This is a genomic window from Nocardioides sp. Bht2, assembly GCF_047308515.1.
In the GTDB taxonomy this organism is placed as follows: domain Bacteria; phylum Actinomycetota; class Actinomycetes; order Propionibacteriales; family Nocardioidaceae; genus Nocardioides.
In genome coordinates, this window is the sequence record NZ_JBLBWI010000009.1 from 39,503 (window position 1) to 58,428 (window position 18,926).

An 18,926-nucleotide genomic window follows, 5' to 3' on the forward strand; every position below is an offset into this window, starting at 1 on the left:
GTGCGAGGCGGCCCCATCGGCCATGATGTCCGGGTGAAGCGTAGGCGCCGCGGACAGATACTGGCGATCAGCGTGGTGACGGTGATGGCCGTCGCGATCGGGCTGATCGCCTGGATCGTGCTGCGCGACGACAAGGCGAGCGAACGGCAGTTCGCCGCAGTCCGCGCCGGGGATCTGGTCAGCATGCAGCCCTGGTCGGAGGTCCACGTCGGCAACGCTGAGATCTGGAAGATCCGTTACCTCACCAGTGATCGCTCCGAGAAGGTCCGGACGGCGACCGCGTTGGTCTCGGTCCCCCGCAAGGTCAAGGCGGGCGCGCCGTTGGTGGCCTACGCCCACGGCACCACCGGGATCGCTCGCCGTTGCGCACCCTCCGAGCGCGGGACGCCGATGCCCACCGACGGCGGCGCGGTGCAGAGCGCGCTGGACCAGGGGTGGGTGGTGGTGGCCCCCGACTACTCCGGGCTCGGCTCGGCGGGTGATCACGGCTACCTGGTCGGCAAGGAGGCTGCGCACGATCTACTCGACGCCTTGCGCGCGGCCCGGAAGATGCCGGACCTCGAGCTGGGGGAGGAGAACTTCGTCTGGGGGCAGTCGCAGGGCGGTCACGCCGCGTTGTGGGCCGGCGTCGAAGCGGCCCGGTACGCCCCGGAGTTGCCGATCGTCGGCGTCGCCGCGGTCGCTCCGCCAACCGATCTCGCCGCAATGATGGCCGCCAACGTGACCACTCCGGGGATCACCCGGTTGCACGCCTACGTGTTGGCCTCGTGGCGCAAGGTCTATCCGGGCAGCGGAGTCTGGGCCGAGGTGGACCCCGCGAAGCGCCCGTTGGTGAACCGGATCGGTGCGCTCTGCGGGTTCGACCCGGTCGGTGCCGACGAGGCGGCGCTGCAGCTGCCGGTCTTTCCGGACACCGCTCCCGGCACCCCGATGGGACGTCTGCTGCGGATCAACTCGCCGACCGGGCGGATCAAGGCGCCGGTGCTGATCAGCCAGGGCGGGATGGACCAGGTCGTGCCGATGGCGCAGCAGAAGGCCTGGGTGGCGCAGCGGTGTGCTGAAGGACAGAAGATCGATCTACGTGAGCACCCGGCTCTCGACCACCTCGGTATCGCCTACACCTCGGACGCCGAGATCGTCGCGTGGATCAAGGGGCGTCTCGCCGGCAAACCGTTGACGCCGACCTGCTGAGTGAGCCGGATCACCGGATATTCCCGGTGAGCGGTGGGCGACCGCCGAGAGTGCCCGGTGCGAACTAGCCTGACAAGGTGGCCCGTACGAAGAACTTCTCGCATCTGCTCGCACCCGGCCGGATCGGTCCGATCACCCTGAACAATCGGGTGGTCCTGCCGGCCATGGATATGAATGCCTGCGTCGATGGCGAGATTCACCAGACGGAGATCGAGCACTACGCGACGCGTGCAGCGGGCGGGACCGGGATGATCATCACCGGCGCCTCCGCGATCGCGTTCCCGGTGGGGGCGACCAGCCTCAAAGAACCGGGTCTCTCCGACGACCGGTTCATCCCCGGGCTCAAGGAGCTGGCGGACGCCGTCCACGCGGCGGGCAGCAAGCTCTGCGTGCAGAGCACGCACCACGGCAAGGTGGCTCGGGTCGACATCGTCCAGGACCGGCCGATGCTGGTCCCGTCCGAGCCGGACTACAACTACGACATGGGCGCCTTGGCCGACAACACCAAGCAAGAGCTCATGAAGATGGGCGCGGTCACCCAGGGCAAGCCGAGCATGTACCACGAGGCGACGGCCGACGACATCGCCTGGCTGATCGATTCTTGGGTCGACGCCGCGGTGCGCTGCATGAAGGCCGGCGTCGACGCGATCGAGATCCACTGTGCTCACGGCTACGTGCTGGGCGGCTTCTTGAACCAGCGCGACAACCGTCGCACCGACTCCTACGGCGGTTCGTTGGAGAACCGGGCCCGCCTGGCCTGCGAAGTGATCGCCGCCGTCAAGGCTGCGGTCGGCGAGAAGATGGCCGTCATCGTCCGGGTGGCCGGTGAGGAGTTCGGCCAGGAGGGCGGGCTCACCAACGCCGAGGCGTGTGCCGCGGCAGCGATGTTCGAGCAGGCCGGCGCCGACGCGATCCACGTGACCGCCTGGGGCCGCAACCCGTTCTCCAACTTCACCGACGGCCCGCTGCCGAACAAGGTCGGCGCCTACCTCGACCTCGCGGCCGAGGTGAAGAAGCACGTCACCGTGCCGGTGATCGCGGTCGGACGGGTGCTGCCGGAGATCGGTGAGCAGGCGATCGCCGAGGGCAAGGCGGACTTCGTGGCGATGGGTCGCCAGCTGTTGGCGGACCCGGATCTGGTGAACAAGCTGGCTGCCGGCCACGCCACCGAGGTGCGGCCCTGCATCAACTGCTACGTCTGCGTCCAGGAGAACTTCTGGGACGACACCCCGCTCTGTGCGGTCAACCCCGCACTCGGCAACGAGACGTTGGTGCCGTTCATCCGGACCGCCAACGCCAAGCGCGTGGTCGTCGTCGGTGCCGGTCCCGCCGGCCTGGAGGCCGCTCGCGTGCTCACCCTGCGTGGGCACAAGGTGACCGTGCTGGACAAGGGCGACCGGCTCGGCGGCACCCTGTGGTTCTCCACGCTGACCACCCCGGACAACGAGCGACTGCTGAAGTGGCTCAAGGCCGAGATCGCCCGGCTGGGCATCGAGGTCCGACTCAACACCGAGGCGACGGCGGCGTCGTTGCAGGCGCTGGCACCCGACCACGTGGTGATCGCCACCGGCGCCAAGCGGCCGCGTCCCGACGTGCCGGGTGGCGAGCTGCCGCACGTCCACACCGGTGACTCCATGCGGAACCTCCTGCTCGGCAGCGCCGACGCGGCCGAGGGTTCGATCTTCATGCGGTCGATGGGCAAGCTGGGCAAGCTGTCCGGGATCACCAAGAGCCCGGAGGCGATCCGTCGGATCACCCACACCTTCCTGCCGATGGGCAAGCAGGTCGTGGTGATCGGTGGCTCGTTGGTGGGTCTGGAACTTGCCGAGTGGCTGGCCGAGCGTGGCCGCAAGGTGACGCTGCTCGAGGAGGGGCAGCAGCTGGGCCTGCCGATGGCGATGCCGCGGCGTTGGACCGCGGTCCGGCACGCCGGCGAGCTGGGTGTGACGATCCACCGGCACGCGACGCCGTCCCGGATCACCGAGGAGTTCGTCGAGTTCACCGTGGGGGAGAAGACGCACCAGGTCGAGGCCAGCATGGTGATCTTCGCGGCCGGTACCTACGCCGCGGCACCGTTGGCCGAGGAGCTGGCCGGCACGAACCTGCCGTTCGACATCATCGGCGACGCCGGCACGGTCGGGTACATCGAGAACGCGATGCACTCGGCGTGGAAGTTCGCCACCACCTTCTGACGGGCTATTGGCCGGTACGGCCGTCGATGCACTCCCGGAGCAGGTCCGCGTGGCCACAGTGCCGGGCGTACTCCTCGATCATGTGCACCACGACGTCGCGGACCTCGATCTGCTCGTCGTGGACGGTGATCAGGGTGTCGAGCGAGGTCGTGGCCAGCACCTTGCGGGAGCGTTCCACCTGGTAGGCGAGGCTCGAGAACGCGTCGTCCACGCTGGCCTGGTCGGCGGCGAACTCCTCGAAGCCGTGGTCGTGCGGATGCAGCCGGGGTTCGTCCAGGTTGCCCGCGATCACCCGGTGGAACCAGTGGTGCTCGACCCGGGCCATGTGCCGCACCAACCCCAGCAGGGAGAGGGTGGACGGCGGCACCGACCGGCGGGCGAGCTCCTCGGGGTCGAGCCCGTCGCACTTGAGCCGCAACGTGGTCCGATAGGCCTCCAGATAGTCGAGCAGAGTGTCGACCTCGCCGCGCGGTGGGGACGCCGGTTCGCGCGGGTCCTCCCCGGCCGGCAGCCACATCCCGTCGAAGTTCATCGGGTCTCGGCCACCGAGTCGAGCGGGACATCGGCGTCGGCGAGCCGCGTGCGGTCGACCCGGGCGCGACCCGCGACCAGCGCGGAGAGGTCGTCGCCGGCGTCCCAGATGTTGACGTTCATCGCGGCCTCGACCCGATCTTCGGCGTCCAGCCAGAAGGCCAGGTAGGCGCTGGCCAGATCGCCGCGGACCACCACGTTCTCGGCGTCCGAGGCGAGGCCGCGGTACTCCATCCCGAGGTCGAACTGGTCGGTGAAGAAGTACGGCTGACGGTCGTACCTCGCCTCCTGGCCCAGCAGGGTCTTGGCGGCGACCGCCGGTTGGTTCTGGGCGTTGGCCCAATGCTCGACGCGGACCCGGTGGTCGTAGCCGGGATGCTCCGCCTCGGCGATGTCGCCGACCGCGACGATGTCGGGGTGACTGGTGCGCAGCGACGCGTCCACCAGCACTCCGCGATCGGCCCTCAGGCCGGCGTCGTGGGCCAGATCCAGATTGGGGATCGCGCCGATCCCGAAGAGGACCAGGTCGCCCGGGACGTGGGTGCCGTCGGCCAACTGGACGCCGGTGGCGCGCTGGTCGCGGGTGGTCACCTGGCTCACCGCGATGCCGGTGCGCAGGTCGACGCCGTTGCGCCGGTGCAGGTCGGCGAAGGCGGCGCCGATCTGGTGGCCGAGCACCGCTGCCAGCGGCTGTTCGGCCATCTCCAAGACCACGACCTCGGCACCTCGGGCCCGCGCCGCGGCCGCAGCCTCGAGGCCGATCCAGCCGCCGCCGACGACGACCAGTCGGGTCCCGGCCTCGATCGCCGCGTCCAGGGCGTCGGAGTCCTCCAGGGTCCGCAGCACCCGGACGCCGTCCGCGTCGGAGCCGGGCAGGTCGGGCAGCCGCGGTCGCGAGCCGGTGGCCAGGGCGAGCTTGGTCCAGCTCAGCTCCGTGCCGTCGGAGAGCGCCAGCCGATGGCCCTCCGGGTCCAGCACCACCGCCGAGACCCCGAGCCGGACGGTGACGTCGTGGTCGGTGAACCAGGCGGCGTCCAACGGGGTGAACTCGGCGACCGGCGTCCCCTTGAGCAGATGGTCCTTGGAGAGCGGGGGCCGTTCGTAGGGCAGATGCGGCTCGGCGCCGATCAGGGTGAGTGGCCCCTGGTAGCCCTCGGCGCGGAGCGCCTCGACCGTCTTGGCGCCAGCGAGTCCACCGCCGACGACGATGATGCCCGGATCTGTCATCGTGCCTCCTGCAAGTAGAGGGTGCTGTCTGCGACGTTACGCCGCGAAACGGGCGGAACAAACCGATTCGCAGCCAGCCTCGACGGCGCGGTACCCTCGCTGGTAGAGGCGTTCGAGCCGTCATCAGCGGCGAGCCTCCGGAAGAACAGCACTTCGGTGCTCAGTAGAACCGGACGGGTGGGCCCGTAACAGCCCTGATGAAGCGGTCGTCGGATCCTCGGCGGCAAGCGAGGTGGTACCGCGGTCCGATCCTGGATCGTCCTCGTGGCAATGACCCGAGGCACCACGTACCACCAGGAGAGCACGATGACCTATCCGAAGGTCTCCACGTCCGGTAACGACGGCGTTCCGTCCAGCCCCCGCTTCCCGAAGATCGAGGAGCAGGTCCTGGCCTACTGGGACGCCGACGGTACCTTCCCGGCTTCGGTCGAGGCCCGCGACGGCGGTGCATCGGGCGAGAACGAGTTCGTCTTCTACGACGGCCCGCCCTTCGCCAACGGCCTCCCGCACTACGGGCACCTGCTGACCGGGTACGTGAAGGACATCGTGCCCCGCTTCCAGACCATGCGCGGCAAGCGCGTGGAGCGCCGCTTCGGCTGGGACACCCACGGCCTGCCTGCCGAGCTGGAGGCGATGCGTCTCAACGACATCAAGACCACCGACGAGATCGTCGAGATGGGCATCGACAAGTTCAACGACGCCTGCCGCGCCTCGGTGCTCAAGTACTCCGGCGAGTGGCAGCGTTACGTCACCCGCCAGGCCCGTTGGGTCGACTTCGACAACGACTACAAGACCATGAACCCCGAGTTCATGGAGTCGGTGATCTGGGCCTTCAAGCAGCTCTTCGACAAGGGCTACATCTACGAGGGCTTCCGGGTCCTGCCGTACTGCTGGAACGACGAGACGCCGCTGTCGAACCACGAGCTGCGGATGGACGACGACGTCTACAAGAACCGCCAGGACCCGGCGGTCACGGTGGGCTTCACCCTGGAGAGCACGGGCACCGACGCCGTCCTCGACGGCGCCAAGGCGCTGATCTGGACCACGACGCCGTGGACCCTGCCGAGCAACCTGGCGATCATGGTCGGCTCGGAGATCGACTACGTCGTCGTCGAAGCGCCGGTGCCCGGTCGCGACGACGCCCGCGCCAAGTACCTGCTCGCTGAGGCCCTGCTGCCCAAGTACGCCCGCGAGTTGGCCGACGCCGACGGTGAGTTCACGGTGCTCGGCCGCTACCGCGGTGCCGACCTGCTGGGCCGCCGCTACACGCCGCCGTTCAGCTACTACCTCGGCCACGAGAACGCGTTCCGGATCGTCTCCGCCGACGATGCGGTGACCACCACCGACGGTACTGGTCTGGTGCACTCGGCCGGCGCCTTCGGTGAGGTCGACAAGGAGGTCACCGACCGCGAGGGCATCGAGGCCGTGATGCCGGTCGGCAAGGACGGCACGTTCACCCACCCGGTGGCCGAGTACGCCGGGATGCTGGTCTTCGACGCGAACCCGCACGTGATCGACCACCTCAAGGCCGCCACCCGTGGCGAGGCCGAGCACGGCTCAGTCACCGCAGGCACCGTGCTGCTGCGCCGCGAGACGTACGAGCACTCCTACCCGCACTGCTGGCGCTGCCGCGAACCCCTGATCTACAAGGGTGTCTCGTCGTGGTTCGTCGAGGTCACCGCGTTCAAGGACGCGATGCTCGCCAACAACCAGCAGATCAACTGGGTCCCCGAGCACATCAAGGAGGGCCAGTTCGGTAAGTGGCTGGAGAACGCCCGCGACTGGTCGATCACCCGTAACCGGTTCTGGGGTTCCCCGGTCCCGGTCTGGAAGTCGGACAACCCGGAGTACCCACGGATCGACGTCTACGGTTCGTTCGAGGAGATCGAGCGCGACTTCGGCACGCTGCCCACCAACGCAGCTGGCGAGCGCGACCTGCACCGGCCGTGGGTCGACGAGCTGACCCGGCCGAACCCGGACGACCCGAGCGGGAAGTCGACGATGCGCCGGGTCACCGACGTGCTCGACGTCTGGTTCGACTCGGGCTCGATGAGCTTCGCGCAGAACCACTACCCGTTCGAGAACCGCGACTGGTTCGACGGCACCGCGGAGAAGAAGGGCCACTTCCCGGGCGACTTCATCGTCGAGTACATCGGCCAGACCCGCGGCTGGTTCTACACGCTGCACGTGCTGGCCACCGGCATCTTCGACAAGCCTGCCTTCAAGAACTGCATCAGCCACGGCATCGTGCTGGGCAGCGACGGGCAGAAGATGAGCAAGTCGCTGCGGAACTACCCCGACGTCTCCGAGGTCTTCGACCGCGACGGCGCCGACGCGATGCGCTGGTTCCTGATGTCCAGCCCGATCCTGCGCGGCGGCAACCTGATCGTCACCGAGCAGGGCATCCGTGACTCGGTGCGCCAGGTGCTGATCCCGCTCTGGAACACCTGGTACTTCTTCTCGCTCTACGCCAACGCCGCCGGCTACCAGGCGGAGCGGCGGACCGACTCCAGCCACCCGATGGACCGCTACCTGCTGGCCAAGACCCGCGAACTGATCGCTCAGGTCACCGAGCAGCAGGAAGCGTTCGACATCGCGGGGGCCTGCGAGTCGACGCGCCAGTTCCTCGACGTGCTGACCAACTGGTACGTGCGTCGTTCCCGTGAGCGGTTCTGGGCCGCCGACGTCTCGGACGGCGACGTGGCGCCGGAGACGAAGGACGCCTTCGACACCCTCTACACGGTGCTGGAGACGCTGCTGCGCGTCGTCGCCCCGCTGCTGCCGTTGGTCTCCGAGGAGATCTGGCGTGGCCTGACCGGTGGCCGTTCGGTGCACCTGACCGACTGGCCGGCGCTCGACGAGCTGCCCGCCGACGACGCTCTGGTGGCGAGCATGGACCTGGTCCGCGACGTCTGCTCGGCCGGTTCGGCGCTGCGGAAGGCGGCCAGCCTGCGTAACCGGTTGCCGCTGGCCGGGCTCACCGTGGTGGCGCCGGGCAGCTCGGTGACGGGGTTCGAGGCACTGATCGCCGACGAGCTCAACGTCAAGCAGGTCCGGGTGGTCGCCCCCGACTCCGACGAGGCTGCCGCGTACGCGGTGGAGCAGAAGCTCACCGTCAACGCGCGGGCGGCCGGGCCGCGCCTGGGCAAGCAGGTCCAGGTCGCGATCAAGGGCTCGAAGAGCGGTGACTGGTCGGTCGACGCCGAGGGCGTGGTCACCGCCGGTGGACTGGCGCTCGTCGAAGGGGAGTACACCCTGGAGACCGTCGCCGGGGCCGGCACGGAGGGCGTGGCCACCGGCATCCTGCCCGGTGGCGGCTTCGTGGTGCTCGATGTCGTGCTCACCGAGGAGCTGGAGCGCGAAGGCGCGGCCCGCGACCTGATCCGCGCCGTCCAGCAGGCACGTAAGGACGCCGGGCTCGACGTCGCCGACCGGATCGCGCTGAGCGTGACCGGGCCCGACGACGTCCAGGCCGCGGTGGCCGTCCACGGCGAGCTGATCGCGGCGGAGACGCTGGCGGTCAGCATCGAGGTGCAGGCGGGCGCCGAGCTGGAGATCAAGGTCCAGGCGGTCTGATCAGGAGCCGATCAGCCGACAGGTGACGGCCGGGGTCTCGCCCGCGCCGGCGGGCCGCGGTGGCGGCGTCGACGTCGCGGCTCTTCCAGGTGGTGAGGTCGACCAGGTCGACGCCGATCGCCTTGGCGTGACGCTGGGCGACCTTCGCCAAGGTCTTGGTAGGGCCGATGCCTGCCGCCGTCGGCGGGCCCGTCCATGCGCGCACCGCGCTTGAGCAGCTGCGGCGACGGAGGCCGACTCATATTGGGGAAGCGCCACGAACGCCTCATCAACGCTGTCGGTCTCGGTGTCTGCCGAGACGGTGGCCAGGGTGTCGTGGAAGCGAGAGCTGAAGGCCCTGTACTCCTCGTAGCTGGAGCTGCAGGCGATCAGGTCGGCCAGGTGCGGCTTCTCGCGGAGCTTGAACCACGGGTCGCCCATTGCGACGCCGAGCTGCTTGGCCTCGTCCGAGCGGGAGACGGCGCATCCGTCGTTGTTCGACAAGACGATGATGGGCTTGCCCTGCAGTCGGGGGTCGAGGACGCGTTCCACGGAGACGAACATGCAGCGGACGTCGACGAGCGCGACGGGGCGGCTGCGGTTGTCGAGACCCCAGCTGACGCCGGTCATCCCGCGGCCCGGCGTGCGGTGCTCTCGCCGAGCTGCCCCAGGGGAAGGTGATGGATCAGGACGGTCGCGACGCCCCCCGGCTCGACCTCTGCCGTCAGGGGGATCTCCTCCAGGTCGGTGACCAACACCGCGGCGCCGTCGCGCACCTCGAAGGTCCCGAGACGGTGTTCGTCGTCGTCGTCGTCGACGACGACGACCAGGACCCGGCCGGGAAGCGGAGACAGTGACCGGTCGACCAGGATCTCGTCCCCTTTTGTGGATGCCGAGGCTGGCCAGCGCGTCAGAAGTGACGCGTAGGACGAACGCCGACGTCGGCCGACGCACCAGGTGCCGATCGAGGGAGATCGGACCTTCGTAGTAGTCCTGAGCTGGGTTGGGAAACGACGCGGTGGTCTCGACCGCCGGACCCCGGGCGTTCGAACATTGTTCGATACATGATCAGCCAGCAGGGTTCGGAGCTGATTGAGCTGGGCCAGGCGGCCGGCAGGGGAGTTGGCGCATTCGGCGCCGTAACGCGCAGGACCGAACTAGCCTGACTCGACCATGCGCCAGCTCGGGGGCACCGTCCACGAGATTGTGGGTAAGCCTTGAAACTGATTCGAATAGCGTCGGTCCTCGCGTTGGCGGCGGCCGCTCTCGTCGCTCCCGGAGTGGTGTCGGCTCCGCCGGCAACTGCTGGTAACTGGTTCGGAACCACTGGGATCGGCTCCCCGTCGGCATGCTCTGGCGGGAACCGCGCAGACGCCAATCCCATGACCATCTACTTCGATGGCGGCTGGGACCAGCCGCTTCGCACGTACACCACAATCGCGCTGCGAGATGCCATTTCGCCGCCGCACACCGTGATCCAGCCTCAGATCGTGTCCTCCAAGAACAGTGACACTGATGTTCTGCTCATCGCGAATCACTATTCCACTTACTGTCAGAAGCCCTGGGCCCAAAGCCTGGGCGCTGGGGGCTTCTACGGTCTGACGACCTGCAACGGCTCCAACGCCAGCGGTCGCTGCTCACAGCATGAAGTGCGGCTCAACAAGCACGGCACCGACTCTGGCGGGTCGGGTTTGAACCTGTACCTCATCGTTCACGAGATGGGGCACGCAATCGGTCTCGACCACCGAAATGCCGAGGTGGGTGTGATGACCTCAAACAACACGGGGAAATACAAATTCACCAGTCATGACAAGGCCCATGTGAACGGAGCGTCTTGGTGAAAACAAGGCTTTCAATCGTCAGCGCAGGTGCGTTGAGCGCGTTGCTTCTCGCGGGCTGCGGCACGAGTAGTCCGCCTACCACGGCTGGCACGTCTGGCGAGGTTCGTCAGCTCGGCCCCGAATCCGACTACCAGGTCCAGGACAACAAAGATGCCCAGATCTATTGGCGGTCGTTGAAGGACGTCGCTTCCAGCGGGTCGGCCTTGTGGTTCTCTGAGGACCTGGTTGAACACCTTCCCAACCAGCTCTTCTCGATCAACGGCAAGAATCCTGTTCCCATCTCGACCGGGGTCGTGGTTGGCCGAGTGGTGAAGGTGACTCCCGGTCATGGGTTCGTCGAATCTCCCGACGGGAAGGAGGATGAGGACCGCAACGACGCCGTGGGCTTCGATGATCCCAATTCCATCTGGCGGATCGCCCGGGTCCACATCGAAGTCGACCAGTGGTTTGCCCAAGGGCCGGCTCCGAAGACGGTTGTGGTCGGCGGGTTCGTGGCCCATCCCGCGGGTGAGATCGGAGACGCAGAGGTACGCGGCCTCGCCGAACTCGGCGAGGTTATCGTGGCGTTCGACGAGTACCGGACGTTTGACTGGGACAAAGACGTGAGGGTCGTGGCGCGCGGCGGAGCGTTGCTCGGGGATGTCGACGAGGCTGGCGAGATCGGGTTTCCGGCGCTCGGGGAAGACAGCGCCAGCTTCGTCAACGGAGTACGGGTGGCGGATCTGCGCGAGGCCTGGTCTCGGAAGCCTGCGACCATTCGCATCTCTGTTGATGACAACCTCATCGCAACTCGAGAGTAAGGAGCCAGCGGGGACATGGGCCGATTCACGCCGTGGTCCATGTCCCTTGGAGGCTGCCAACCAGAGTGAGTGGCTGTGTAGGCACGCGCGCTGCCTGATGTAGTTCGCAGAGTGGGCGGCGCGTGGCTACCGTCGTCCCCAGCGTTCCTGCGCTGATTGCTGGGCCATGCCGGCGGCTTGGCCGATGGCCTCCCAGGTCAGCCCTGCGGATCGGGCTGTGGCCACGGCGAGCGAGAGAGCCTGCTCAGCTTCGCCGATCGCGCGGCGCGCCGCGGTGATCTGCTCAAGGGCGGTGATCGCGTGAAGGTGGTCGCGTTCCCAGTGCCGCGCGACCCGCTCCTGACTCTGATCCTCCGTACGCCGGTTGATCAGACGCTCAGACGCCGCCAGGTAGGCCATCGGCGCGGCGAAGATGGCGCCCATCGCCACGTTGGCGTCCCCTGTGCCGCCGCTCCCTCGCAGTCACCACTTACGCCGGTGCTGCACCGAGCGACCAGTCGGGGCTTGGAACCGGGCTGACAAGAAGGTCCGGTTGACTGTTCTTGCCGCATCGGGCATGTCCACTTCTGGATGCTTGGGTCGACTGGGCGACCGAGTCAGGGCACTACGACGCGCGACTGACGCGAAAGGTAGCGCCACGTGACTTGGGTATGTCAGCATCGAGGTGCAGGCGGGCGCCGAGTTGGAGATCAAGGTCCAGGCGGTCTGATCAGGAGCCGATCAGCCGACAGATGACGGCCGGGGTCTCGCCCGCCAACCGCGCGAAGCGGAAGGCGATCGGGCCCGCGTCGTGACCCAGGGTCCGGATCCAGGTGTGGTCCGCGAGCCCTGGGTCTGTCTGGGCCAGCACTAGCCGGACAACGCCGTCCGCGCCGGGCTCGGTGTCCTGGCTGGTGGCGTGCACCCGGTCACCGAAGCGCCACTCGAACGACTCCAGCCAGTAGTTCATCGGGACGGCGCTCCAGTAGGTCCCGGTAGCCGGGGCGGGGAACTCGATCACCAGTGCGGAGTCCGGTCGAGGCAGCTGCCAGTGGCCGTGCAGGTAGACGTGGCCGCCCGGCGTGTAGATGTCGCCGCTGTCGGGCATCGGCCGGATCTCGTTGGCCGGCTCGGTGCGCAGGCGTTCGACCCAGCCGGCCCACATCGCCACGTTGGCGACTGCGAACGACGACGCCGCCTCGACCCCTGCGGCGAGCCGTTGGGCGGTCAGGGGTTCGTGTGGCAGCGACTCGCCGAGCCGACGGATCCGCAGCGGTTCGGGACGGTCGAGGAGCGGGTCGTCGAGATAGCGCCGGACGGAGAGCACCGAGGCGTCGTCCTCCAGGCGGAGACCGTGCTCCCCGGGCTCGCGGGAGAGCAGGAGCCGGAACCGGCCCTCGGCGTCGGTCGTCAGGTCGGCCTCGGTCAGGTAGTCGATCAGCCGCCGCGGCGTCGGGTTGAGGCCGGAGAGATCGCCCGAGTAGACCCCAGTTCGATCAGCGTCACGTCGCGCAGGCTGCCGGTGACCTCGTAGTCGAACTCGGCCGAGATCGGTGCCGTGTCGTAGAGCTGGGAGGGGCTGTCGCCGGCGAACTTCCGGACCCCGTCCCGGCTCTTGGCGTAGAACGCCGGGAACCTCGCGTCGGCATGCTCGATGAAGGTGTCGATGCCGATGCCGAGGTAGCGCAGGAAGAGCCGATGGCCTTCGGCGACGTCGAGCAGGGTCAGTGACGGCGCGTGCCGGGCGATGAGGTCGGCGGCTTCGGTGAACCGTCCGGCAGCCGCCTGCCAGACCTGAGCCAGATCGTAGGTCATGGAATCTCCTGTCGGTGAAGGGAAGTGGGACACCAAACGGCCCCTCCGATCAGAGATCGAAGGGGCCGTCGGTGCTACAAGGTCAGGACGAGCGGGTCAGCTCTTCCAGGCCTTGCCGTAGAGCATCATCGTCTCGCTGGTGGGGACGATGCCGTGCACGTTGTCAGCCCAGGCGAAGAAGAAGGAACCGGGCGAGATCGCGATGCCGGGGTTCTCCTCCTGCCACAGCTCGTTGATCTGCGTGAGGGTGTCGATCTGCTCCTGGCCGGTCTCGCCCTGGAGCTTGAAGATCAGCTTGTCCATCTCCGGGTTGCTGTAGCCGCTCGGGTTGGCCGGCGAAGCACCGACCAGCTGGCTGGAGAAGCGGGAGAACGGGTCCTCCGACGGGATCGACATCGACGAGGTGGCCATGTCGTAGTCGTGGGTCACGTAGATCCGGGTGGTCTGGTCGGTGACGGCGTTGAGCAGCTCGACCTTCACGTCGAGGCCGATCTCCTTGAGCATCGCCTGGACCGTGACCGAGGCGGTCTTGGAGGCCTGGTCGGACTGGCCGATGTAGGTCAGAGTGGTCTTCACGCCGTCGGCCTTCGCCTCGGCGACCAGCTTCTTGGCCTCCTCGATGTTGGTCTTCAGCTCGGTGATCTCGGTGAAGTACGGAGCCGACTTCGAGTAGATGTTCCGCGACGGGATGCCGTGGCCGCCCTGGGCGCGGGTGAGGTAGGTCTTCGGGTCGATCGCCATGGCGATCGCCTTGCGGATCCGGACGTCGCTACCGGCGTGGCCCTCACGGTTGTTGAGCCAGAACATCATGCCCAGACCGCTGGGGATCAGTGCACCGGCGGTGCCTTCCTGGCGGGCGGTCTCGACGACCTTGTTGGTACGGACCGCGATCTGGTCGTAGTCGCCGTTCTTCAGCGCGTCGTAGCGAGCGTCGTCAGAGGCGGGGAAGACGAAGCGGAGCGAGTCCAGGTAGGCCTTCTCGCCGAAGTAGTCGTCGTTGCGCTTGAGGATGAGCTCCTCGGCGGGCTTGTAGGAGTCCAGCTTGAACGGGCCGGCGCCGATCGGCTTGAAGCCCTTCTGTCCACCCTTGATCGCGGCCGGAGCCAGCACCATGCCCGGGCCGGTGGCCAGCATGTTCGGGAAGGTCGCCCACGGAGCGTTCAGCTCGAACTTCACGGTCAGCTCGTCGACCGGCGTCATGGCCTTGAGGTTCGTGGCGAGCAGCAGCACGTTGAAGCCGCGGTTCTGCATGTAGTAGCCGATGCTGCCGGCCACGGCTGCGGAGTTCAGTGGGGTGCCGTCGGTGAACTTGACGCCGTCGCGGAGCTTCAGCGTCCACGTCTTGTTGTCCTCGGTGGTGAGGGACTCGGCGAGCTGCGGGACGAACTCCTGTGCGGTGGCGTCCCAGCGCATCAGCACGTCGTAGACGGCGGCCATCGCGGAGGCGCCGACGGCGCCGTTCGGGATGGTGACGGTCGGGTCGAGGCTGCGCGCCTCGGCGTACTCGCCGACGGTCAGCTGACCACCGGTCTTGGGGGTGCCGGATGCCTTGGGGCCGTAGATCCCCTCGGTGTAGATCTCGTCGAGGGAGAGCTTGCCGCTGCCCTTCGAATCCTTGTCGCTGTCACCGCCCGAGTCGGCACATCCCGCCACGAGCAACGTGCTCGCCAGGAGTGCGGCGCCAACACGGGTAAGTGTCGTGGTGCGAATCCTCACTGAATCCTCCATGGGTTCGTGCGCGGTGGGCGGGGCCCGCCGCGGATGTGTCGTGGGTCACGCTAGGTCCGTGGAGTGTGACGCTGATTCCTGTGATCCCACTCACCGGGAAGGTTGGCTATACAACGGATGGCGACCGGTTCGCTTGGATCGCCCGGGGCGTTCGACCCTGGGCTCTTTGTTGTGGTGGAGGGAGAGGTGTGGAGCTCGTCGTTCTGTTCGGTGTGGGGTTGGCCGTCTATCTGGTGGCGTCCGCGGTCCAGGCCGTGGTCGGTTTCGGACTGACGCTGGTCGCGGTTCCGATCCTGATCCCGGTCGCCGGTGCGGTCCCCGCCGTGGTCTCCAGCGTCCTGGTCAGCCTGGCTCTGTGCGGCCGGATCTGGTGGCAGGAGCGGGCCCACGTCGACGACCGGTTGACGCGTCGACTCAGCATCCCCGCCTTCTTCGGACTGCCGTGTGGCGCGGCGCTGCTGCTGGTCCTCAGTGAACGGAGCCTGGCGATCCTGGTGGCCGGTGCGATGTTGCTCGGAGTGATTGCGATCGTGGTCCTGGACCGCCCCCGGCTCGGCGCCGGCGGGCAGTGGGCGGGCGGCTTCGTGAGCGGCACCCTGCTGACCTCGACCGGTCTCAACGGTCCGGCACTGGTCCTCACCGTGCAGAGCACCGACCTGGACCCGCGTCAGCAGCGCGCCACCTTGCAGGCGGTATTCGTGGTCCAGGACGTCGTCGCTCTCGGGCTCTTCATCGTCCTGGGCCAGATCTCCCAGGCCGCACTGGTGATCGGCCTGGCCGGTGCCCTCGGAGCGCCGTTGGGCTGGGCGGTCGGCGACCGGGTCTTCGCCCGGCTGAACCCGGCCCGGTTCCGGCGCGCGGTCCAGGCGACGCTGGCGATCAGCGCGATCGGCTCCATCTACTCCGCAACGAAGTGAGTTCCGATGACCTTGACTGAGACCGACGCCCGAGCCCTTGCGGACGCCGTCCGCGGTGTGGTCGGGCGGTACGCCTCGATCACCGAGACCCGGTCCGAGCTGGAGAAGTTGGCGCTCGGTGGCGAGCCGCCGCTGTGGGCGGCCCTGGTCGACCACGAGTTGCACGCGCTCCATCTGCCCACCGAGGTCGGCGGAGGCGGTGCTGGCCTGGCCGAGCTGGCGGTGGTGGCACGGGTGCTCGGGGGAGAGTTGGCCCCGGGGCCGTGGCTGGCCACCGTGCTCGCTTCGGCCGCGCTGCAGGCGGTGGCGCCGGAGCATCCGGTTCTCGGTGACTTCGCGGGTGGTGCCCGCGGAGCGCTGGTCCGTGGCGGTCTGGTGGCGGCGGAGGTCGACGGCGGCTGGCGGCTGGACGGCGTCTCGGATCCAGCGCTCGGGGTGCCCGGAGCGCGGTACCTGGTGATCGAGGCGGCGCTGGCGGACGGGCTGACGGCCTGGTTGCTGAGCGAGGCGGAGCCATCGGCCGTCGCGGTCGACGAACCGGTCGACCTCACCCGCTCGGTGGGCCGGGTCCTGGGCGCTGAGCTCGGCGCTGTGTCCCTGCTCGCCGTCGACTCCGACGGCGAGTTCGGCATCCGCGTGGCGCTGCTGCGCAACGCGCTCTTCGGCGCAGAGGCGGCCGGGGTGATGGCGACCGCGCTCCGTACCGCGGTCGACCATGTGGCGACGCGCGAACAGTTCGGGCAGCCGGTCGGCGCCTTCCAGGCCGTGCAGCACAAGGCCGCGATGATGCTGATCAACACCGAGGTTGCGGCGGCGGCGGCCTGGGACGCCGCCCGGGCAGCCGAGCAGCCCCTCGCCCAGCAGCAGCTGGCGGCAGCGAGTGCGGCGATCACGGCGGTCCACCCGGCGGTCGAGGTGACCCTGGAGGCGATCACCCTGCTCGGCGGCGTCGGCTTCACCTGGGAACACGACGCGCACCTCTACTGGCGTCGGGCGATCAGCCTGGCTGCGCTGGTCGGCGAACGGGACGCTTGGGAGCAGCAGCTCGGTGCCTGCGCGCTGGAGGCGGAGCGGGACTTCAGCTTCCTGGAGCCGGACACCGCCCGCGAACTCCGCGCCGAGATCGGCCCGGTCCTGGACCGGTTGGCCCAGCTTCCGGACGCGCCCCGCACCGCGGCCTGGCGACGGCTTGAGGCCGGTCCGGCCGCCGAGCTGCTGGCCGATGCCCGGTTGGTCGCTCCGCACTATCCGGCCCCCTTCGGACGTGACGCCGACGTGATCGAGCAGGCGGTGATCGCCGAGGAGTTCGCGGCCCGAGGACTGGCCGTGCCCAGCACGGTGATCGGCGAGTGGGTGCTGCCCACCCTGTTGCAGCACGGCGATGCAGCGCAGCAGGAGCGGTTCGTCGACCCGACCCTGCGCGGACACATCGTCTGGTGCCAGCTGTTCAGCGAGCCGGGCGCCGGCTCCGACCTGGCCTCGCTGACCACCCGCGCGGTGAAGGTCGACGGTGGCTGGCGGCTCCAGGGTCAGAAGGTCTGGACCTCGGGGGCGCACCTGGCGCACTGGGGTGTCTGCCTGGCCCGGACCGACGCCGAAGCCCCGAAGCACAAGGGGATCTCCTATTTCCTGCTCGACATGTCGACGCCCGGCATCGATGTCCGGCCGCTGCGCCAGGCGACCGGCCGTGCCGAGTTCAACGAGGTCTTCCTCGACGACGTCTTCGTGCCTGACGAATGCCTGGTCGGGCAGCCGGGTGACGGGTGGCGGCTGACGGCGACGACGCTGGGCAACGAGCGGGTCAGCATCGGCAGCCGGTTCCAACATGGCGGTGCGGCCGGGTTCGCCGAGCAACTACGTGCTGCCGCCTCGGTGAGCGAGGCCGCGACCCGAGCACTCGGCAGATCCGCTGCACGTGAGATCGCCTTGTCCGCCTTGGGGCTGCGCAGCCTGCTGGCGCGTGCGGAGGGCCGCGAACCGGGTGCTGAGGTGAGCGTCGCCAAGGTGTTCAGCGCATTGGCGCAGCGCGCCAACACCCGTGACCAGTTGGCCGCCTGCGGTGCAGTGGGTGCGGTCGCGGGCGGCGTGGCCGCCGAGGCGCTCGGGGTGCCCGCCGTCCTCTTCGGCGGTGGCACGGTGGAGATCCAGCTCAACGTGATCGCCCAGCGTGTGTTGCGGATGCCGCGATGAGCGCCGCACCGTTGACCGCGGCCCAGGTCGTGGCCGGGGTCGATCTCGCCGGCGCGACGGTGGTGGTCACCGGCGCTACGACCGGGATGGGGTTGGCGACAGCGCGAGCGCTCGCCACGGCGGGCGCCGAGACCGTGCTGCTCGGCCGGGACCAGGACCGGCTCGACGAGGCGGTACGCGCGGTGGCCGCGGCGGCGCGCCAACGGACCCACGGCGTGCTCGCTGAGCTGGCCGACCTGAACTCGGTCGCCCGGGCCGTCGACGAGATCGCGGCGACAGTCGGCGACGTCAGGATCCTGGTCAACAACGCTGGGGTGATGTTCACCCCCTTCGGAGTCACCGCCGACGGTCACGAACTGCAGTTCGGCACCAACCACCTCGGCCACTTCGCCTTGACCGTGGGGCTCGAACCCCTGCTGGGTAAGGGCGGAGCCCGCGTCGTCAACCTCTCCTCGGCCGGCCACAAGATCGCCGCCCCGGAGCTCGACGACCTGGGCTGGGCGCGGCGCACCTACGACAAGTTCGCCGCCTACGGTGCGTCGAAGACCGCCAACATCTGGTTCAGCAGCGAGCTCGACCGTCGTTGGGCGGATCGTGGCGTCCGGAGCTTCGCCGTGCACCCAGGAACGGTTGCCACCGACCTGGCCCGGCACATGGATCGCGACGACTTCAAGACGATGGCGCAGCTGTCGGCAGCCCAACCCGGTGCCGCCAAGCGGATGAGCTTCGCAACCCCCGAAGAGGGTGCGGCAACCGCCGTCTGGGCCGCGGTCACGCCGGATCTGGCAGACCGGGGCGGGCTGTATCTGGCCGACTGCGCGATCAGCGAGGACGTGGCACCGTGGGCGTTCGACGCCGATCGGGCCGCCGAACTCTGGGAGCTCTCGGAGCGGTGGGTGTCAGCTCCAGCCTGACGGGAGTAAATCCCCATCAGGCACGGGATCTTCCTAGGTTGCACTG

At 68.6% G+C, this 18,926-nt stretch carries 16 protein-coding genes; 9 read left to right on the forward strand and 7 right to left on the reverse strand.

Annotation, left to right across the window (positions count from 1 at the left end; translation table 11 throughout):
- The first annotated feature begins 33 nt into the window (after positions 1 to 33).
- Positions 34 to 1,191: a lipase family protein gene (locus tag ACLM5J_RS12780; protein ID WP_413656800.1), complete on the forward strand. Its 1,158-nt coding sequence runs from the start codon at positions 34 to 36 to the stop codon at positions 1,189 to 1,191.
- 77 nt (positions 1,192 to 1,268) lie between these two features.
- Positions 1,269 to 3,383 (forward strand): FAD-dependent oxidoreductase, encoded by a 2,115-nt coding sequence (locus ACLM5J_RS12785; RefSeq protein ID WP_413656801.1) that lies wholly within the window; start codon positions 1,269 to 1,271, stop codon positions 3,381 to 3,383.
- A gap of 4 nt (positions 3,384 to 3,387) precedes the next feature.
- Here the strand turns inward: ACLM5J_RS12785 and ACLM5J_RS12790 are convergent, their stop codons facing one another.
- Together ACLM5J_RS12790 and ACLM5J_RS12795 are read right to left on the reverse strand one after the other, a co-directional pair.
- Complete coding sequence (locus ACLM5J_RS12790; RefSeq protein WP_413656802.1) at positions 3,388 to 3,915, reverse strand: DinB family protein; 528 nt, start codon at positions 3,913 to 3,915, stop codon at positions 3,388 to 3,390.
- Positions 3,912 to 5,141 (reverse strand): NAD(P)/FAD-dependent oxidoreductase, encoded by a 1,230-nt coding sequence (locus ACLM5J_RS12795; protein WP_413656803.1) that lies wholly within the window; start codon positions 5,139 to 5,141, stop codon positions 3,912 to 3,914. Before ACLM5J_RS12795 ends, ACLM5J_RS12790 begins: the two co-directional genes overlap by 4 nt.
- A gap of 306 nt (positions 5,142 to 5,447) precedes the next feature.
- On the opposite strand from ACLM5J_RS12795, the gene ileS reads away from it, so the two are divergent.
- Positions 5,448 to 8,717 carry an isoleucine--tRNA ligase gene (gene ileS, locus ACLM5J_RS12800; RefSeq protein WP_413656804.1) on the forward strand — a complete coding sequence of 1,090 codons (3,270 nt, stop codon included), beginning with the start codon at positions 5,448 to 5,450 and terminating at the stop codon, positions 8,715 to 8,717.
- On the opposite strand, the gene ACLM5J_RS12805 is transcribed toward ileS, so the two are convergent.
- On the reverse strand, positions 8,718 to 9,326 hold the full coding sequence (locus tag ACLM5J_RS12805) for a hypothetical protein (RefSeq protein ID WP_413656805.1): 609 nt from the start codon (positions 9,324 to 9,326) through the stop codon (positions 8,718 to 8,720). It abuts the gene before it with no gap.
- Positions 9,327 to 9,376: 50 nt separating this feature from the next.
- Here ACLM5J_RS12805 and ACLM5J_RS12810 point away from each other — a divergent pair, with 50 nt between their 5' ends.
- From ACLM5J_RS12810 to ACLM5J_RS12820, 3 genes are all read left to right on the forward strand, one after another.
- Complete coding sequence (locus ACLM5J_RS12810; RefSeq protein WP_413656806.1) at positions 9,377 to 9,553, forward strand: hypothetical protein; 177 nt, start codon at positions 9,377 to 9,379, stop codon at positions 9,551 to 9,553.
- A gap of 525 nt (positions 9,554 to 10,078) precedes the next feature.
- Entirely contained in the window at positions 10,079 to 10,537 is a 459-nt protein-coding gene (locus tag ACLM5J_RS12815) for a matrixin family metalloprotease (protein WP_413656807.1), read from the forward strand.
- Positions 10,534 to 11,337 carry a hypothetical protein gene (locus tag ACLM5J_RS12820; RefSeq protein WP_413656808.1) on the forward strand — a complete coding sequence of 268 codons (804 nt, stop codon included), beginning with the start codon at positions 10,534 to 10,536 and terminating at the stop codon, positions 11,335 to 11,337. Before ACLM5J_RS12815 ends, ACLM5J_RS12820 begins: the two co-directional genes overlap by 4 nt.
- Before the next feature lie 126 nt (positions 11,338 to 11,463).
- Here the strand turns inward: ACLM5J_RS12820 and ACLM5J_RS12825 are convergent, their stop codons facing one another.
- The 4 genes from ACLM5J_RS12825 to ACLM5J_RS12840 form a co-directional block, all read right to left on the reverse strand.
- Positions 11,464 to 11,766: a hypothetical protein gene (locus ACLM5J_RS12825; protein WP_413656809.1), complete on the reverse strand. Its 303-nt coding sequence runs from the start codon at positions 11,764 to 11,766 to the stop codon at positions 11,464 to 11,466.
- A 280-nt stretch (positions 11,767 to 12,046) separates the two neighbouring features.
- A complete protein-coding gene (locus tag ACLM5J_RS12830) occupies positions 12,047 to 12,643 on the reverse strand; it encodes a hypothetical protein (RefSeq protein WP_413656810.1) in 597 nt (198 codons plus the stop codon).
- Between the two features lie 110 nt (positions 12,644 to 12,753).
- Positions 12,754 to 13,131, reverse strand: a complete 378-nt coding sequence (locus tag ACLM5J_RS12835) for a hypothetical protein (RefSeq protein ID WP_413656812.1) — start codon at positions 13,129 to 13,131, stop codon at positions 12,754 to 12,756.
- A gap of 96 nt (positions 13,132 to 13,227) precedes the next feature.
- On the reverse strand, positions 13,228 to 14,847 hold the full coding sequence (locus ACLM5J_RS12840) for an ABC transporter substrate-binding protein (protein ID WP_413656813.1): 1,620 nt from the start codon (positions 14,845 to 14,847) through the stop codon (positions 13,228 to 13,230).
- Between the two features lie 200 nt (positions 14,848 to 15,047).
- On the opposite strand from ACLM5J_RS12840, the gene ACLM5J_RS12845 reads away from it, so the two are divergent.
- The 3 genes from ACLM5J_RS12845 to ACLM5J_RS12855 are packed head-to-tail and all read left to right on the forward strand — an operon-like array spanning position 15,048 to position 18,880.
- Positions 15,048 to 15,776: a sulfite exporter TauE/SafE family protein gene (locus tag ACLM5J_RS12845; protein ID WP_413656814.1), complete on the forward strand. Its 729-nt coding sequence runs from the start codon at positions 15,048 to 15,050 to the stop codon at positions 15,774 to 15,776.
- Positions 15,777 to 15,782: 6 nt separating this feature from the next.
- Complete coding sequence (locus ACLM5J_RS12850) at positions 15,783 to 17,966, forward strand: acyl-CoA dehydrogenase family protein (protein WP_413656815.1); 2,184 nt, start codon at positions 15,783 to 15,785, stop codon at positions 17,964 to 17,966.
- Positions 17,963 to 18,880: an SDR family NAD(P)-dependent oxidoreductase gene (locus ACLM5J_RS12855; protein WP_413656816.1), complete on the forward strand. Its 918-nt coding sequence runs from the start codon at positions 17,963 to 17,965 to the stop codon at positions 18,878 to 18,880. Before ACLM5J_RS12850 ends, ACLM5J_RS12855 begins: the two co-directional genes overlap by 4 nt.
- Positions 18,881 to 18,926: the final 46 nt, after the last annotated feature.

What these genes read in the sequence shown, in the direction of transcription:
- ACLM5J_RS12835 (WP_413656812.1), bottom strand. Translation starts at nt 13,131, where the DNA reads ATGACCTACGATCTGGCTCAGGTCTGGCAGGCGGCTGCCGGACGGTTC.
- ileS (WP_413656804.1), top strand. Translation starts at nt 5,448, where the DNA reads ATGACCTATCCGAAGGTCTCCACGTCCGGTAACGACGGCGTTCCGTCC.
- ACLM5J_RS12805 (WP_413656805.1), bottom strand. Translation starts at nt 9,326, where the DNA reads ATGACCGGCGTCAGCTGGGGTCTCGACAACCGCAGCCGCCCCGTCGCG.
- ACLM5J_RS12790 (WP_413656802.1), bottom strand. Translation starts at nt 3,915, where the DNA reads ATGAACTTCGACGGGATGTGGCTGCCGGCCGGGGAGGACCCGCGCGAA.
- ACLM5J_RS12855 (WP_413656816.1), top strand. Translation starts at nt 17,963, where the DNA reads ATGAGCGCCGCACCGTTGACCGCGGCCCAGGTCGTGGCCGGGGTCGAT.
- ACLM5J_RS12815 (WP_413656807.1), top strand. Translation starts at nt 10,079, where the DNA reads ATGACCATCTACTTCGATGGCGGCTGGGACCAGCCGCTTCGCACGTAC.
- ACLM5J_RS12850 (WP_413656815.1), top strand. Translation starts at nt 15,783, where the DNA reads ATGACCTTGACTGAGACCGACGCCCGAGCCCTTGCGGACGCCGTCCGC.
- ACLM5J_RS12810 (WP_413656806.1), top strand. Translation starts at nt 9,377, where the DNA reads ATGGATCAGGACGGTCGCGACGCCCCCCGGCTCGACCTCTGCCGTCAG.
- ACLM5J_RS12795 (WP_413656803.1), bottom strand. Translation starts at nt 5,141, where the DNA reads ATGACAGATCCGGGCATCATCGTCGTCGGCGGTGGACTCGCTGGCGCC.